This window comes from Bacteroides sp. LFL-34, from assembly GCF_027257075.1.
GTDB classification, from domain to species: Bacteria; Bacteroidota; Bacteroidia; order Bacteroidales; family Bacteroidaceae; genus Bacteroides; species Bacteroides ovatus.
Genome location: NZ_JAPQKZ010000051.1, coordinates 1 through 16,284, shown reverse-complemented (window position 1 = coordinate 16,284; position 16,284 = coordinate 1). Strand labels below are relative to the sequence as shown.

Here is a 16,284-nt window from a genome sequence, read left to right as displayed (position 1 = left end):
AAAAGTTTAATATCCAATAACTGCCAGCATATCAACCATCTTCTCCAAACCTTCCTGGAGAGGTTTCTGTACCATTGCTTTCATAAATGGATTAAGATCCATTCCGATAGTTACCTTCACTTTGCACTCTTCTTCTGCAGTTTCAACCAATTGAATCCACATATTAAAAGGAAGAGGAGAGTTAGTTGTTGCCAACTTTATACATTTACAAGGATCACGCTCTACAATTTGCAAAGTCAACTTTCCGATAGGAGAGACACTAAAACTCAACGTGTCCGAATCAAAACTCAAATCCTGCACCTTATCTTTTGGCAAACGGTCTTTGACTGCTTCCAGATTACTTAAATCTGAAAGTTTATTATATACGCGCTCCTGGCTGTAAGGTATTACCTTGACACTACTCTCAAAATTACTCATAATTTTCTATTAGTATAAAACAAAAAAAGAACAATCCGGCCAAATATTGCCCGAACAGTTCTTTTTACCAAATATGTTTGATCAAAAAATGAATCTTATTTTCCAGCATCCCAATGAGCAGGGTCTTTACGCCATTCGTTCAATGTCTGTATGTCTTCTTCTTCGATATAACCTGTACGAAGAGCAACATCAAGCACGGCTTCATAATTGGTCAACGTTACCAAAGTCACCTTCGCATTTTTGAACGCCTCTTCAGCTACCGGGAATCCGTATGTATACGCTGCAACCATACCGATCACTTCACAACCATCGCGACGAATTGCTTCAACAGCCTTCAAACTACTACCACCAGTAGAAATCAAGTCCTCTACGACTACGACTTTCATACCCGGACGAAGTTCACCTTCAATCAGGTTTTCTAATCCATGATCTTTGGGGGTAGAACGAACATACACGAACGGCAAATTCAATGCATCAGCCACCAAAGCTCCCTGCGGAATAGCGCCTGTAGCCACACCAGCAATCGCATCCACCTGTCCGAATCGTTCTAATATCAGACGTGTAATTTCAATCTTCACAAAATTACGAAGAGAAGGATAGGACAGAGTTTTACGGTTGTCACAGTAAAAGGGGGATTTCCATCCAGAAGCCCATGTAAAAGGGTTAGCGGGTTGAAGTTTAATAGCTTTAATCTTCAACAGTTTCTCCGCAAATAGTCTCTCTAAGTTTTTCATAACTAAACTAACTATTAATTATTTGCCGCAAAAGTACAGAAATTGAACGAGAATAAAAAGAAGAATCCGTTTATTTTTTCAGTCAATTTGTTCCTCTTCATCGGGAATGTCGATACAACGCTTAATATCTTTCAGTTCAAATCCACGACTCATGGCAAATCGCATCAGCTTTCCATTCAATTCATAATCGTCTGCCGCATGAATACTTTTCCGTTTGGAAGCCAGCAGGTCACGCAGAATAGAAAGGTATTCTTCTTCATCAATTTCATTCAGATAACGCCATGCCACATCAGAAGGGATCTTCTTCATGTAAAGCCCCTGGGCTATTTTCATTTTCCCCCACTTGGCAAAGCGGAACTTGTCATTCACAAAAGCCCTGCAGAAACGTTCATCATCAATGAACTTCTCTGATTCCAGTCGGTCAAGAATACGCGCAATGGTATCATAGGCAATTCCCCAACGTTGTAACTTCTCATTTATTTCTGCCCGGCAATGCTCGGCAGTGGAGCAGTAAGAGGCTACGCGATTTAAAGCCTCTTCATCAGTTAATTGTGCACTCATCGGTTAGCTGTAACTATTCTATCTTTTCCAAATATGTCTTTTATAACACGAACATCACGATATTGGTTCATTTCAAGTATGTGTGCTGTTTCCCGGCCATAAGCCTGGTTGATTTCAAAATAAAGTTTTCCGCCCGGCAATAGCAAATCACTTCCCAGACAAGCTATACGATTATAAAACCGTAAAGGATCCTCGTCAGGAACGAACAAGGCCAACCCCGGTTCCCAATCAAGGACATTAGCGTCCATTTCATTCTTTTCCGTTTCAGTCACATAAGGCGGATTACTGACGATCACATCAAAAGACGGCACCTTTTCCCAGTCATCAGACAATACATCTCTTTGCAGAAATCTCACCCCGGCTTCCAAGGCGTCATTGTTTTTACGAGCAATAGCCAATGCTTCTTCCGAAATATCCCAAGCTTCTACTTCTGCATCCGGAAGTTTTTTATCCAAAGAGATCGCAATACATCCGCTTCCCGTACCTATATCTAATAGACGACGAGCATTCGGACTCTCCTCTACTATTAGTTCTACAAGCTCCGCAGTCTCCGGCCGGGGAATCAGCACGCCGGAAGCAACCTTAAAATTCCTTCCACAAAACTCCGCAACACCACGAATGTACTGTATAGGTTCATTTTTCTGTAAACGGAATATAATGTTTTCTAATTCACGCTGTTTGCATTCGGATAAAATTATATCTTTGCCCATGTAAATATCGAGCGCATCTAAACCTAACATGTCGCAACAAATCAGCATCGAAAGGGCTTTTACCTCCTCCGGTGGATAGATTTCCTGCAAAGATTGGCGAATGTAAGCGGTGATACGATTCATATTTTCACAATTTCGGAGTGCAAAAGTAAGAATAATATGGCGAAGAGCACCAAAATGGAAGAAGAAAAATACATGAAACGTTGCATTGAGCTTGCAAAGAATGGGTTATGCAACGTATCTCCAAACCCGATGGTAGGGGCCGTTATCGTATGTGACGGGCGAATTATCGGCGAAGGTTACCACATTCGCTGTGGCGAGGCGCATGCGGAGGTTAATGCGATCCGTTCTGTCAAAGATGAATCATTATTAAAACATTCTACGATTTATGTCAGTCTGGAGCCTTGTTCCCACTATGGGAAAACGCCTCCTTGTGCTAATCTTATTATAGAGAAGCAGATACCACGCATTGTTATCGGTTGTCAAGACCCTTTTTCAGAAGTGGCCGGACGGGGAATTCAGAAATTACGGGATGCCGGACGAGAAGTGACAGTCGGTGTATTAGAGGAAGAATGTAAATCGCTGATTCGCCGTTTTATCACTTTTAATACGCTTCACCGTCCTTTCATTACACTGAAATGGGCAGAATCAGCCGATCACTTTATTGATATAGAACGTACAGACGGAAAACCGGTAAGCCTCTCCTCTCCTCTTACTTCCATGCTAGTGCATAAAAAAAGAGCGGAGGCGGATGCGATTATGGTAGGCAGGCGAACTGCCTTATTGGATAATCCGTCACTTACGGTACGCAACTGGTATGGGCACAACCCGATACGCGTTGTGTTAGATCGCACGCTATCCCTACCTAATGATTCACAAATATTCGATGGCAACGTGCCTACATTAATCTTTACTGAAAAGCAACAGCCAGAAAAAAAGAACATCACATATATCACCATCAACTTTAACCATAACCCATTGAAACAGATCATGGAAGCATTGTATCAACGAAAAATACAATCATTATTGGTGGAAGGAGGCAGGCAATTGCTGCAATCATTCATTGATAATGAGCTATGGGATGAAGCCTATATCGAAAAGTGCCCCGGCCGGTTACACTCCGGTGTTAAAGCACCTCAAATGGACGATAATTTTAGTTATTCGATAGAAGAACACTTCGAAAGACAAATTTGGCATTATGTTCGTCGAATATAGCTAAGATAGTTCTATTCAGGGGGTTTTACGTCGATAAAAACAGTGTTATTATCTATAATTTTATATAAAACTTACCTGTAATGTTCATTATCGGAAAAAATGTTTCTATTTTTGCAACTTGTAAATAAACACAATCTTTCAAATGAAAATAAAGTTTTTATCATTCATTGCGAGTTTTTTCATGGTGTCATTTGTTATAACGTCATGTCTTGATGACGATAATAACATCGAATATAGCCCGGATGCAACTATACATGCGTTTGCACTTGACACAGCAGGCCTTGGGAGTTATAAATTCACAATTGACCAATTATCATGTGAAATCTATAACGAAGACTCTCTTCCTGTTCATGCCGATACCATCATTGACAAGATTTTAATCAAAACATTAACAACGGCATCAGGCGTCGTTACAATGAAGGACAAAAGCGGAAACGATTCCGTCTTAAACATCAATGATTCGATCGATCTTCGGAATCCACTTAAGATAAAGGTATGGTCGACAGAAGCCTTAGCGGGAATATCTCCTAATCAAACTAAGGAATATACTATTAAGGTAAATGTGCATCAGCATGATCCGGATTCGTTGAGATGGGAGTATATAGAAGGAGCTGGCGACAATAATATAATTGGTCTTCAAAGATCCATTATTTTAGGGTCTAATGTCTTAACATATACAGAAACGACATCAGGACTTAAAGTATACAAGAACACAGTTAGTGGTTTAAACAATTGGTCTCCTAATTCGATAGTAGGAATAGAGAATTCTATAAAAACATTACCCACCTCTATCATCGAATTCAAAGATATGTTGTATGCAACGTTTAAAGATAATAACAATACTGTATACGCCTATACATCAGAAGATGGTATTAATTGGAGTGCGCTAACTTCTTTAACCAATATTGAACTGTTCTTAGCGCCTATCAAAGAGAATTTTGACTCTGAAAAGAATACAAGGATTAGTTATATCAAAAAAGTTAATGATAATAAGTATATTTTCACAACCAGTACTGATGGAGTAAATGAGGAATACGCTCTATATGACAACAACAAAAAATATCTTGATGGAGAAACCAGAAAAAAATTTCCAAGTAAAATCACCTCATATACCAATTATGAGAATAGGAATGGAACTCAAGGTGTGCTATTAATTGGTGAAGCGGAAAAATCTACCACTCTTTCAAATGATGGCACTGACATTGCGATAGCTGTCGCATGGATGTATTCTGAAGAATCTCAAGAGGTCAACAAATTGAATGAGAACAGAGAGCCAGTTTTGGACGACAATGATACCCCTATTAAAGAAAATATTATAGTAAGCGGATGGGGAGATCTCCCTGCCGGTTCAACCTATAGATATTGCCCGGAACTAAAAAACCCTATTATTATTCATTATAATTCTCAATTTTATCTATTTGGAGACGGATTTGAAGCATTCTATACTTCACCGTCAGGACGTGATTGGGAAAAAGCTAATAAAAAGTTCTCATTCCCTCATCAAAATTGGTCTAAAGAGAACACTGGATATGATCCTATTAAGTTCCCCGAATTTAGAGGCAGAAAGAACTTTTCCATGGTAGTGGACACAGAAAAAGATGCCCAGAACAGAGCCAATAATTATTTAGTATTCATATTCGGCAAAGACGACAATGTTAGCTTTGATGAAGAAGTAGAAAAAGAAGACAGCTCACGAGCTACTACCACAGTAAAACGCCCATATAGTCATAATTCAGAAGTATGGCGTGGTCGCTTGAATCAGCTATGGTTTGATAAAGATCCGGAACATGCCGGGAAATAAAAACGTATACGTTTAAAATAAGAAGATGTCCTATATAGAACAAATAGACAAAACTCGGATACCACAACACGTAGCCATCATTATGGATGGGAACGGACGATGGGCAAAACAACGAGGGGAAGAACGTACTTACGGTCACCGTGCTGGCGCAGAAACGGTACAGAAGATTACTGAAGATGCTGCCAGACTGGGGATTAAGTACCTGACACTTTATACCTTCTCAACCGAGAACTGGAATCGGCCGCAAGACGAGATAGCGGCTTTGATGAATCTATTGCTAGAATCTATTGAAGAAGAGACACTGATGAAGAACAATATTCGCTTCAACGTAATCGGTGATTTCAAGAAGTTGCCTGTTGAAGTTCAGAAAAGTTTGACATCATGTATAAAACGCACATCCAAGAATAGTGGAATGTATATGGTACTAGCTCTTAGTTACTCATCCCGTTGGGAAATAACCGAAGCTGTACGGCAAATAGCAACACTGATAAAAGCAGGAGAAATGTCTCCCGAACAGATAACGGATGAATGTATCTCATCTCATCTGGATACTAAATTTATGCCCGATCCGGATCTACTGATCCGCACGGGAGGAGAAATCCGGCTAAGCAATTACCTTCTATGGCAATGCGCTTATTCGGAGCTTTATTTTTGTGACACCTTTTGGCCCGACTTCGATAAAGAAGAACTCTACAAGGCCATTTGGGAATATCAACAAAGGGAACGCCGATTCGGCAAAACCAGTGAACAGATCAGCTAATATAACTCGAAACATCAAATTATAACATAAATGCATTATCGTATTTCCTTTATATTCATAACGTTTGTCTGCCTGTGCTGCTTTGCGACAACAGGCATTGCGCAAAATGCTAACACTGATGAAGACTCGAAACCTGTCATCTTATACTCCGGAACACCCAAAAAGTATGAGATAGCAGATATTAAAGTCGAAGGCGTAAAGAATTATGAAGACTATGTATTGATTGGACTATCCGGACTATCGGTAGGACAGACAATTACTGTGCCGGGTGACGAAATTACTGGAGCAATCAAACGTTATTGGCGTCATGGCTTGTTCTCAAATGTACAAATCACAGCCGAGAAAATTGAAGGTGACAAAATCTGGTTAAAAATCAGTCTGACACAACGCCCGCGTATCGCAGATGTACGCTATCATGGTGTGAAGAAGTCGGAACGTACCGATCTTGAAAGCAAGCTGGGAATGGTAAAAGGTATGCAGATTACTCCGAATACCGTAGACCGTGCCAAGACATTAATCAAACGTTACTTCGACGATAAGGGATTCAAAAATGCAGAAGTAATCATCTCGCAGAAAGACGATCCATCCAGCGAAAATCAGGTGATCGTCGACATTGATATCGACAAGAAAGAAAAAATCAAAGTACACGAAATCCAAATCGTTGGTAATCATGCGATCAAGACTTCCAAGCTGAAGAAAGTTATGAAGAAAACCAATGAGAAAGGTAAACTTCGTAACCTGTTCCGCACCAAGAAATTCGTGCCGGAGAACTTCGAGGCAGACAAGCAACTGATTATCGACAAATATAATGAGTTGGGATACCGTGATGCAATGATTGTAAAAGACAGCGTTTCACAGTATGACGAAAAGACTGTAAACGTTTATTTGAATATAGACGAGGGACAAAAATATTATCTGCGTAACGTTACATGGGTAGGTAACACTCTCTATCCGTCAGAACAGTTGAACTTCCTGCTCCGCATGAAGAAAGGTGACGTATACAACCAGAAGTTATTGAACGAACGTGTTTCTACAGATGATGACGCTATCGGTAACTTATACTACAACAACGGTTACCTGTTCTATAACCTCGACCCGGTAGAAGTAAATATCGTTGGCGACTCTATCGACCTCGAAATGAGAATCTATGAAGGCCGTCAGGCTACTATCAATAAGATCAAGATCAGTGGTAATGACCGTTTGTATGAAAACGTCGTTCGCCGTGAACTTCGTATTCGTCCGGGACAATTGTTCAGCAAAGAAGACTTGATGCGTTCTTTGCGTGAAATTCAGCAGATGGGACACTTTGACCCGGAAAAACTGCAACCAGATATTCAACCGGATCCGATGAACGGAACTGTTGACATAGGTTTGCCTTTGACTTCCAAAGCTAACGACCAGGTGGAATTCTCTGCAGGTTGGGGACAGACGGGTATTATCGGTAAGTTGAGCTTGAAGTTTACCAACTTCTCTGTAGCCAACTTGTTGCACCCGGGTGAAAACTACCGTGGTATACTTCCTCAAGGTGATGGTCAGACATTGACTATCAGCGGACAGACGAACGCTAAATACTACCAATCATACAGTATTTCATTCTTCGATCCATGGTTTGGCGGTAAACGTCCGAATTCATTCTCTGTATCGGCATTCTTCTCTGTACAGACAGATATCAGTAGCCGTTACTACAACTCCAGCTACTTCAACAACTACTACAACAGTATGTATAGTGGCTACGGTGGTTATGGTATGTACAACTATGGTAACTATAACAACTACGAAAACTATTATGACCCTGATAAGTCTATCAAGATGTGGGGACTTTCCGTAGGTTGGGGTAAACGTCTGAAATGGCCGGATGACTATTTCACTCTTTCTGCAGAATTAGCTTACCAACGTTATAACTTGAGCGACTGGCAATACTTCCCGGTCACCAACGGTAAATGTAATGACCTTAGCATTTCATTGACTTTGGCTCGTAACTCTATTGACAACCCAATCTTCCCTCGTTCGGGTTCAGATTTCTCACTGTCAGTTCAGTTCACACCGCCTTACTCGTTGATGGACGGTAAAGACTATAAGGGATATTACAGCAACCCTGAAACAGGTAGCATTACCCAGGACAACATGAATAAACTTCATAAATGGATAGAATACCACAAATGGAAATTCAAAGGCAAAACATATACTCCGCTGATGGATCCGGTTGCTCATCCTAAATGTCTGGTATTAATGACACGTACGGAATTCGGTCTGTTAGGTCACTATAACCAATACAAGAAATCTCCGTTCGGTACATTCGACGTAGGTGGTGACGGTATGACCGGTTATTCAACTTATGCAACTGAAAGTATCGCTTTGCGTGGTTACGAAAACAGCTCATTAACACCATACGGTTCTGAAGGTTATGCCTATGCACGTCTCGGTATCGAATTGAGATATCCGTTGATGCTGGAAACAAGTACTAACATTTATGTGTTAGGTTTCCTTGAAGCAGGTAACGCATGGCATGATATCAAGAAATTCAATCCATTCGAGTTGAAACGTTCTGCCGGTGTCGGTGTTCGTATCTTCCTTCCGATGATTGGTATGATGGGTATTGACTGGGGTTACGGTTTCGACAAAGTATTTGGTTCTAAACAATATGGAGGAAGCCAGTTCCACTTTATCTTAGGACAAGAATTCTAATGTATCATCAAAAACTAAACGTTATGAGAAAGTCTGTTCTATTAATCATGATGCTATTTGCTGTCAGCATGGCAGCAAATGCACAGAAATTTGCACTGATCGATACGGAATATATTATGAAGAATATTCCGGCAGCTCAAAGCGCTAATGAGCAAATGCAAGAAGCTACGAAGAAATACCAGAGTGAAGTAGAAGCTCTGGCTAAAGAAGCACAGAAGATGTTCCAGGATTACCAGGCAAAATCTTCCACTCTTTCTGCCGCACAAAAAACAAAGACAGAAGATGCAATCGTAGCGAAGGAAAAAGAAGCAGCCGAGCTGAAGCGTAACTACTTCGGTCCGGAAGGCGAATTAGCCAAGATGAGAGACAAGTTGATTACTCCGATTCAGGATGATATTTATGAAGCAGTGAAAGCTATATCACAGCAACATGGATATGATATGGTAATTGACAGAGCCTCTGCTACAGGTATAATATTTGCAAATCCACGCATAGATATTAGTGATGAAATCCTAAGAAAATTAGGATATTCAAATTAATTTCATACATTTGCAGCTGGAAATAACTAAAAATCATTCAAATAAATTATAGAACTATGCTAAAAAAAATTGCACTTGTAATGTTGCTTGCACTCCCAATGGGTGTATTTGCACAGAACCTGAAATTCGGCCACATTAATGCACAGGAAATCATCACTGTGATGCCGGAATTCACCAAAGCTCAAAATGATATTCAGACTTTAGAAAAACAACTTACTGCCGAACTACAGAGAACGCAGGAAGAATTCAACAAGAAATATCAGGAATTCCAACAAGCTATCGCTAAGGATTCTCTTCCTCCTAACATCGCTGAAAGAAGACAAAAAGAATTGCAAGATATGATGCAAAGACAAGAGCAATTCCAACAAGATGCTCAACAGCAAATGGCGAAAGCACAAAATGATGCCATGGCTCCTATCTACCAGAAGTTGGACAATGCTATCAAAGCAGTAGGTGCTGCTGAAGGTGTGATCTATATCTTCGACCTGGCAAGAACTTCGATTCCTTATGTAAACGAATCACAGAGCATCAACTTGACTAGCAAGGTAAAAGCAAATCTTGGTATCAAATAAGAGCTGACCAAGAATAAAGAAATACCAAAAGGGAAAGAGAAAGAAGGATCATCTTCTTTCTCTTTCCCTTTTTTTGGTGTACATTTGCGTATATAAATCAAGTGTGTCATGAAGCAACATCTATCCCATACGCCCGGACCTATCGGAGTATTCGACTCCGGATACGGAGGTCTGACCATCTTAGACAAGATTAGAGAAGTATTACCGGAATATGATTATATCTATTTGGGAGATAATGCACGTGCCCCCTATGGGACACGTTCTTTCGAAGTCGTATACGAATTTACCCGGCAAGCCGTCAACAAACTGTTTGATATGGGATGCCATCTGGTTATATTAGCTTGCAATACTGCTTCCGCCAAAGCCTTGCGCAGCATTCAGATGAATGATTTACCCCAAATCGATCCTGCCCGCCGTGTGCTCGGAGTCATCCGCCCCACTGTAGAATGTGTTGGAGAGATTAGCAAGAATCAGCATATCGGCGTACTGGCAACAGCAGGCACCATCAAATCCGAATCGTATCCATTAGAAATACATAAACTATTTCCTGAAATTCAGGTTAGCGGGACAGCATGTCCGATGTGGGTATCCTTAGTTGAGAATAACGAATCACAAGACGAAGGAGCAGACTATTTTATCCGGAAGTACATCGACCAATTACTGTCAAAGGATCCTCAAATAGATACTGTCATCCTCGGATGTACCCATTTCCCTATACTCCTACCTAAAATCCGGCAATACATCCCGGATCATATCAGTGTAATTGCACAAGGAGAGTATGTTGCAGAAAGCCTGAAAGACTATCTGAAAAGACATCCCGAAATGGATGCCAAATGTACCAAGAATGGCAACTGCCAGTTTTACACGACCGAAGCGGAAGAAAAGTTTTCAGAATCGGCCTCTACTTTCCTGAAACAGCAGATTAGCGTAAAACATATCACACTCGAATAATTTTTAAGAAAATAAATAACCATTTCTCTCTCTTTTTTGTTATATTTGTAGATAACAACCCCTAATAAGTAAGATCATGAAAGAAGAAGATTATAGCAAGGCAATAGAAGTATTCTCCGGATCCCCCTGGGAAGCCGAGATCATTAAAGGGTTATTAGAAAGCAATAATATCCGTTGTGTAATCAAAGATGGAATTATGGGGACATTAGCACCCTATATCGCTCCTTCCGTATCCGTCCTCGTGACAGAGGAAGAATACGAAGCAGCCACCGAGCTAATCAGAAGCCGAGACGAGAAAGGTAGCGATTGATACGGTCCAGTCCTTCTTTGATATTCTCCAATGAGTTTGCATAGGAGAAGCGTACATATCCTTCACCTCCCGTACCAAAGTCCACCCCGGGAGTAATGCCGACATGCGCATGTTCGAGTACATCGAATGCAAAGCGATAAGAGTCGGTAGTAAATTTGTGTGCGTTGGCAAAAATGTAAAATGCTCCTTGAGGTTCTACTTTAATCTCAAACCCCATTTCCCGAAGACGAGTAATCATGTACCGGCGACGCTCATCATAAATCTGTTTCATCCGTTCCACATCCGAATCAGCCTGCCGCAATGCAGCAATCCCAGCCTGTTGGGCAACGCTGGACGCACAAATAAATAGATTTTGCTGCAACTTCTGCAAAGAACGCATACAAGATTTAGGTGCAATCAAATAACCCAGCCGAAGACCTGTCATCGCAAAACGTTTAGAAAATCCGTTCAGGACAAAAGCCTGATCGGTATATTCAAGAATGCTGTGCGCACGTCCTTCATAGACAAGTCCATGATAAATCTCATCCGAAATAACAGGAACTCCCAGTGCTGCCACTTCTCTCAAGAATTTTTCATCCAGCAACATTCCGGTCGGATTCATCGGAGAATTAATAAAGATAGCCGCTGTATGTGGATTCACACATTTACGAATAGCTTCTATGTCGTATTGCAGATATTCTTTAGACAAAGGAACCAAAACGGGTTTAGCCTGGGTAGCCAACACAAAATTACGGTAACAAGCGTATCCCGGATTGGAAAGAATCACTTCACTATCCGTATTACAGAGCAACATCAACGCAAGAAGAATGGATGGAGAAGAGCCGGAAGTCACCACAATGCAATCCGGATCTACCGTCACTCCATATTCCCGTAGATAAAAAGCAGCAATTTCCCGCCGGAGTTCCGGGTCCCCCAAAGAATGTGTATAGTGAGTAAGATGACGATCATAAGCCGCTTTTGCTGCTTCCGACACACAAGACGGTACATCAAAATCGGGTTCACCAACTTCCAAATGAATAATATCAACACCTTGTTTCTGTAATTCGTTTGCCCTCTCCAACACATCCATTACGATGAAGGAGGTCATCTGTTCTACTTGTGGATTTGTATGTTTCATTGTTTATCTTTTCTCTATCTGGCTGCAAAGATAATTCTTTTTAGCCTGTTTAGGTAGCATATCGGCAAAAAGCTCTATATTTGTGCTTTCAAATCGTTAGTAAGGATGAAACAGGAATTTACACGAATCGCAGTAAAAGTAGGAAGCAATGTATTGACACGCCGCGACGGAACGCTGGACGTTACCCGTATGTCGGCACTTGTTGACCAGATAGCGGAATTACATAAGTCCGGGGTAGAAATCATTTTGATTTCTTCGGGAGCTGTTGCTTCCGGACGCAGTGAAGTGCATCCGCAGAAAAAACTCGATAGTGTAGATCAGCGCCAATTATTTTCTGCTGTGGGTCAGGCCAAACTAATCAACCGTTACTACGAACTTTTCCGTGAGCACAATATACCTGTCGGCCAGGTACTGACAACGAAGGAAAGTTTTGGAACTCGCCGCCATTATCTGAATCAGAAAAATTGCATGACGGTAATGCTTGAAAATAATGTCATTCCTATTGTCAACGAAAACGATACGATTTCCGTCAGTGAGCTGATGTTCACCGATAATGATGAATTGTCCGGACTCATCGCTTCGATGATGGACACGCAGGCACTCATTATCCTAAGTAATATTGATGGGATTTACAATGGTTCTCCTTCCGATCCAAACTCTTCTGTTATCCGGGAGATCGGTCACGGCAAAGACTTATCCAACTATATTCAGACAACTAAGTCCAGTTTCGGACGGGGGGGGATGTTGACGAAAACCAATATTGCCCGCAAAGTTGCTGATGAAGGAATTACAGTGATTATTGCCAACGGGAAGCGGGATAATATTCTGGTAGATTTATTACAGCATCCTGAAGAAACTCTTTGTACACGTTTTATACCATCAGACGAACCGGTATCCAGCGTCAAAAAGTGGATTGCCCATAGTGAAGGGTTTGCCAAAGGGGAAATTCACATCAACGAATGTGCGACAGAAGTTCTAAACTCTGAAAAGGCTGTCAGTATCCTCCCCATCGGAATCACTCATATTGAAGGTGAATTTGAGAAAGATGACATTGTACGTATCATGGACTTTCAAGGAAACCAGGTTGGCGTTGGAAAAGTGAACTGTGACTCCAAACAGGCACAAGAAGCGATTGGCAAGCATGGAAAGAAACCAGTAGTACATTATGACTATCTATACATTGAATAATTAATAATAAGAATTTCTGTTTTATCCGATTTTAGACTAAAATTAGCTTGTTTCTGTACGGTTTTCACCACAGAGTACACAGAGGTGAATCTTGTTCATGACTGCACGGTAATAAACTGTTTCATCCTATTCTAGCAAGGGGATATTCTCACTGCAATGAGAAAAAGTTCTCATTGTAATGAGTATTTCTTCTCATCCCTATGAGTATTTTTTCTCATAGGGATAAGTATAGTTGAGAATGTTTACGGAAGTTTTTTTGAATTATAATTGTATGAGTTTACCTCATTTCTGCACCCAAATGAAGCTCTTATTCAGGTAGAATATTAGCTTCTTTAGTGAAGATAAGCGCTTTTATTTTCAGTTATATAATGTATTATAGATAGACATCTGCAACATAAATACAGGGACTTTATTTGCAAAAAACTATTAATAGCAGTATATTTGCCCTCTAAACAAACAATATAATCCCCATGCTACTAAAACATTGGAACCTTATACTCATATTTTTAACATTCTCAATTATATCTTGTGAGAGCAGTAAGAATGAACCTGAAGTAAACAGTACACCGTCATTTCCTGTCGGCAGAAAGTTTAATGTCAGTTTAAATATAGCTCCTTTTCTTGAAGTAGCCGAACAACCTTTAAGCCGTTCCACCTCCACGGTGGCTGACGGAATATATGCAGTTAATGTTTTTTGGAAAGGAAAAGGCCTGACTTCTTTTCAGCCCTATGCTTCAGGCCTTTTCGATAATCCATATCGAGTAGAAATCGGGTTAATCGAAGGATATGTGTATCGCTTTGACTGCAGCTTCCTGGGATATAAAGACCGCCCATATTATACAATACAAAGTGACAGCATACTTTATGGACTTCCTTTTTCATCTACTCTGCAGAAAGAGGTGAACGGGTTAGTCAACAACGATTTAAAGATTTCAATCAATCCCCTGAATATCAATGGGGCATTTCACCAACATATTTACAAAGGAGAAATGCATATAAAATGCGATAGTACTAGTACTCACCCTACCGTCAGACGCTTTTTCGGCAGTGAGCAATTGGACTTTTCAAATCCCAATATGAATACCTCCGTTTCAATGACATTGAAACGTGCTTATTATTCTATACAATTCGTTACAGACGAACTTGCACCGGGTGACTCCATCAAAATTAAAGCAGCGGACGTTGCTCCATTTTATCTACTATATTCCAAAGATGGAACATCCCGGACGGAGGAACGAATTATCTCTATGTACGATATATCCAACTATTATACGGCCAAACTTAAGGAAGAAGAAACAATCGCTTTCACTATTTCCTACCGCCCGGCCAATGAAGAGAAATGGTATTCTCTATATACCAATCAGAGTATTAAAATGAAAAGAAACAAAAAGAACATAATCAAAATAGTCAAGATAGATGAGCATATAGGGGATGCTACTATCTCTTTTGGTGAAGAAGCAGAAATGGAAGAATCAGAACAAGAAATAGGGAAATAATTATCATACTCAACAACTACTAAAAAAGATTCATATGAAAATCAAACATCTTATGATCGCAGGCTGTCTATTCACAGCTTTTACTCTACAATCATGTATTAAGGAGAAAGATCTGTATCAGGCACCTCCTACTACGTATTCCGAACTTAACTTACAACTGGACGGAGACTACCTCTCAACCGAACTGCCCATGGCACGTGCTACAACTCCAACCAAAATTAATGAAAGTGAAACATTAGTGGGAATCGCCATTACCATGACACCCAAAGAGGGACAGAATCCATCTTCAAAACCATACGCTTATGGTATTTTCCAGTTAGACAAGGCGAAAGATCCCAATAACCTAAAAATAAAAGTTATTGATGGATACACTTACCGCATCTCTTGCTCTATGATTGCAAATGCAAAGGACTCAATCATAAAAGACGAAAAAGGCTTCTTCGGAGCCCCTTTCGATTTGGAACGTAGCGGAAAAATCAAAGGGGAATGCCTGAACAAATTCCTGACTGCCGAACAAGCAGATGGAATCAAATTCTTATACAACATTGAAAACCCGAGAATACAAACGAGAAACGGATCACAAGACGCCTGCAACCGCCCGTTCATCGAACGTTATCATGGATTAAACGATAAAGTGGAAGTGACAGATGGCATGCAAAATCACATCATGCTCTATCGCCGTTTTTTCGGAGTAAAATTCAAACAAACAGGTTTAGAGAAAGGACGTCTTAGAATAAAACTTGAAGACGCACCAAGCATCTATTTGAATGCTAATGCAGATATTCATAAGACTGTTGAATCTGAATTAAAAATGGTCAGCATGAGAAATCTCACTGCCAATATACCTACTGGTGATAATCAACATTTAACAGAGAATGTAAAAGTGGAAGTATTTTGGGAAGAGACTCCAGGAGCAGAAGAAAAGACAATCATCAGTAGCAGTATCACATTCAAGAGAAACTATACCCATTCTATCGCACTAACCAATATTGAACATATAGGAACACCTAGTGACATAGGAATTGAAGTCGAATCAGGAGAAATGGGAGAAGATATTGAACAAGACATTCCATGGCAATGAGATAATGCCAAATAGGAGTTCGAATAACAAGGAGGTGTGTCGTAATGCACGATGCACCTCTTTTTTTGTTCATCACTATACAAATCTGTTCACTTTCTTTAAGCTGCGATCTTTTGAAGATTTCTTTGATTTATGTGTTCCCAGCAT

At 40.4% G+C, this 16,284-nt stretch carries 16 protein-coding genes; 11 read left to right on the top strand and 5 right to left on the bottom strand.

The annotated features are described in order from the left end of the window. Positions 1 to 6: 6 nt before the first annotated feature. From N5O98_RS22700 to prmC, 4 genes are all read right to left on the bottom strand, one after another. Positions 7 to 417, bottom strand: a complete 411-nt coding sequence (locus tag N5O98_RS22700) for an SRPBCC family protein (RefSeq protein WP_004299788.1) — start codon at positions 415 to 417, stop codon at positions 7 to 9. A gap of 95 nt (positions 418 to 512) precedes the next feature. Continuing rightward, positions 513 to 1,151 (bottom strand): orotate phosphoribosyltransferase, encoded by a 639-nt coding sequence (gene pyrE, locus N5O98_RS22695; protein ID WP_004299787.1) that lies wholly within the window; start codon positions 1,149 to 1,151, stop codon positions 513 to 515. A gap of 78 nt (positions 1,152 to 1,229) precedes the next feature. Further along, positions 1,230 to 1,712, bottom strand: a complete 483-nt coding sequence (locus N5O98_RS22690; protein ID WP_004299786.1) for a regulatory protein RecX — start codon at positions 1,710 to 1,712, stop codon at positions 1,230 to 1,232. Further along, positions 1,709 to 2,545, bottom strand: a complete 837-nt coding sequence (prmC, locus tag N5O98_RS22685; protein ID WP_004310496.1) for a peptide chain release factor N(5)-glutamine methyltransferase — start codon at positions 2,543 to 2,545, stop codon at positions 1,709 to 1,711. The genes N5O98_RS22690 and prmC overlap by 4 nt, the downstream gene beginning before the upstream one ends. 36 nt (positions 2,546 to 2,581) lie before the next feature. Between prmC and ribD the strand changes: the two genes are divergently transcribed. The 8 genes from ribD (at position 2,582) to N5O98_RS22645 (ending at position 11,255) form a co-directional block, all read left to right on the top strand. After that, complete coding sequence (gene ribD / locus N5O98_RS22680; protein WP_004310497.1) at positions 2,582 to 3,637, top strand: bifunctional diaminohydroxyphosphoribosylaminopyrimidine deaminase/5-amino-6-(5-phosphoribosylamino)uracil reductase RibD; 1,056 nt, start codon at positions 2,582 to 2,584, stop codon at positions 3,635 to 3,637. Between the two features lie 142 nt (positions 3,638 to 3,779). Further along, positions 3,780 to 5,438, top strand: a complete 1,659-nt coding sequence (locus tag N5O98_RS22675; RefSeq protein WP_004310498.1) for a DUF6242 domain-containing protein — start codon at positions 3,780 to 3,782, stop codon at positions 5,436 to 5,438. Between the two features lie 25 nt (positions 5,439 to 5,463). After that, positions 5,464 to 6,198, top strand: coding sequence for an isoprenyl transferase (locus N5O98_RS22670; RefSeq protein ID WP_004310499.1), 735 nt, complete (start codon positions 5,464 to 5,466; stop codon positions 6,196 to 6,198). A 30-nt stretch (positions 6,199 to 6,228) separates the two neighbouring features. Beyond that, positions 6,229 to 8,883, top strand: a complete 2,655-nt coding sequence (gene bamA / locus N5O98_RS22665) for an outer membrane protein assembly factor BamA (protein ID WP_004299781.1) — start codon at positions 6,229 to 6,231, stop codon at positions 8,881 to 8,883. Positions 8,884 to 8,906: 23 nt separating this feature from the next. Next, the gene (locus N5O98_RS22660) at positions 8,907 to 9,422 is read left to right on the top strand and encodes an OmpH family outer membrane protein (RefSeq protein WP_004310500.1); all 516 of its coding nucleotides are present in this window, start codon (positions 8,907 to 8,909) and stop codon (positions 9,420 to 9,422) included. A gap of 56 nt (positions 9,423 to 9,478) precedes the next feature. Next, positions 9,479 to 9,994, top strand: coding sequence for an OmpH family outer membrane protein (locus N5O98_RS22655; RefSeq protein WP_004310501.1), 516 nt, complete (start codon positions 9,479 to 9,481; stop codon positions 9,992 to 9,994). Positions 9,995 to 10,102: 108 nt separating this feature from the next. Beyond that, entirely contained in the window at positions 10,103 to 10,945 is an 843-nt protein-coding gene (gene murI, locus N5O98_RS22650) for a glutamate racemase (RefSeq protein ID WP_004310502.1), read from the top strand. Positions 10,946 to 11,021: 76 nt separating this feature from the next. Continuing rightward, positions 11,022 to 11,255, top strand: coding sequence for a DUF2007-related protein (locus N5O98_RS22645; RefSeq protein ID WP_004299777.1), 234 nt, complete (start codon positions 11,022 to 11,024; stop codon positions 11,253 to 11,255). On the opposite strand, the gene N5O98_RS22640 is transcribed toward N5O98_RS22645, so the two are convergent. Then, positions 11,224 to 12,372 carry a pyridoxal phosphate-dependent aminotransferase gene (locus tag N5O98_RS22640; RefSeq protein ID WP_004310503.1) on the bottom strand — a complete coding sequence of 383 codons (1,149 nt, stop codon included), beginning with the start codon at positions 12,370 to 12,372 and terminating at the stop codon, positions 11,224 to 11,226. The two genes, N5O98_RS22645 and N5O98_RS22640, sit on opposite strands and share 32 nt — an antisense overlap. Before the next feature lie 105 nt (positions 12,373 to 12,477). Here N5O98_RS22640 and proB point away from each other — a divergent pair, with 105 nt between their 5' ends. The 3 genes from proB (at position 12,478) to N5O98_RS22625 (ending at position 16,137) form a co-directional block, all read left to right on the top strand. Further along, positions 12,478 to 13,560: a glutamate 5-kinase gene (gene proB, locus N5O98_RS22635; protein WP_004310504.1), complete on the top strand. Its 1,083-nt coding sequence runs from the start codon at positions 12,478 to 12,480 to the stop codon at positions 13,558 to 13,560. A 470-nt stretch (positions 13,561 to 14,030) separates the two neighbouring features. Continuing rightward, positions 14,031 to 15,056, top strand: coding sequence for a hypothetical protein (locus N5O98_RS22630; RefSeq protein WP_004310505.1), 1,026 nt, complete (start codon positions 14,031 to 14,033; stop codon positions 15,054 to 15,056). A gap of 34 nt (positions 15,057 to 15,090) precedes the next feature. Next, entirely contained in the window at positions 15,091 to 16,137 is a 1,047-nt protein-coding gene (locus N5O98_RS22625; protein WP_004299773.1) for a hypothetical protein, read from the top strand. The last annotated feature ends 147 nt before the right edge of the window (positions 16,138 to 16,284 follow it).

Excerpts from the sequence above, each read along its gene's own strand:
- ribD (WP_004310497.1), top strand. The coding sequence starts at position 2,582 with ATGGCGAAGAGCACCAAAATGGAAGAAGAAAAATACATGAAACGTTGC.
- bamA (WP_004299781.1), top strand. The coding sequence starts at position 6,229 with ATGCATTATCGTATTTCCTTTATATTCATAACGTTTGTCTGCCTGTGC.
- murI (WP_004310502.1), top strand. The coding sequence starts at position 10,103 with ATGAAGCAACATCTATCCCATACGCCCGGACCTATCGGAGTATTCGAC.
- N5O98_RS22625 (WP_004299773.1), top strand. The coding sequence starts at position 15,091 with ATGAAAATCAAACATCTTATGATCGCAGGCTGTCTATTCACAGCTTTT.
- pyrE (WP_004299787.1), bottom strand. The coding sequence starts at position 1,151 with ATGAAAAACTTAGAGAGACTATTTGCGGAGAAACTGTTGAAGATTAAA.
- N5O98_RS22675 (WP_004310498.1), top strand. The coding sequence starts at position 3,780 with ATGAAAATAAAGTTTTTATCATTCATTGCGAGTTTTTTCATGGTGTCA.
- N5O98_RS22630 (WP_004310505.1), top strand. The coding sequence starts at position 14,031 with ATGCTACTAAAACATTGGAACCTTATACTCATATTTTTAACATTCTCA.
- proB (WP_004310504.1), top strand. The coding sequence starts at position 12,478 with ATGAAACAGGAATTTACACGAATCGCAGTAAAAGTAGGAAGCAATGTA.
- N5O98_RS22640 (WP_004310503.1), bottom strand. The coding sequence starts at position 12,372 with ATGAAACATACAAATCCACAAGTAGAACAGATGACCTCCTTCATCGTA.
- N5O98_RS22690 (WP_004299786.1), bottom strand. The coding sequence starts at position 1,712 with ATGAGTGCACAATTAACTGATGAAGAGGCTTTAAATCGCGTAGCCTCT.
- N5O98_RS22660 (WP_004310500.1), top strand. The coding sequence starts at position 8,907 with ATGAGAAAGTCTGTTCTATTAATCATGATGCTATTTGCTGTCAGCATG.
- N5O98_RS22700 (WP_004299788.1), bottom strand. The coding sequence starts at position 417 with ATGAGTAATTTTGAGAGTAGTGTCAAGGTAATACCTTACAGCCAGGAG.
- N5O98_RS22645 (WP_004299777.1), top strand. The coding sequence starts at position 11,022 with ATGAAAGAAGAAGATTATAGCAAGGCAATAGAAGTATTCTCCGGATCC.
- N5O98_RS22655 (WP_004310501.1), top strand. The coding sequence starts at position 9,479 with ATGCTAAAAAAAATTGCACTTGTAATGTTGCTTGCACTCCCAATGGGT.
- N5O98_RS22670 (WP_004310499.1), top strand. The coding sequence starts at position 5,464 with ATGTCCTATATAGAACAAATAGACAAAACTCGGATACCACAACACGTA.
- prmC (WP_004310496.1), bottom strand. The coding sequence starts at position 2,545 with ATGAATCGTATCACCGCTTACATTCGCCAATCTTTGCAGGAAATCTAT.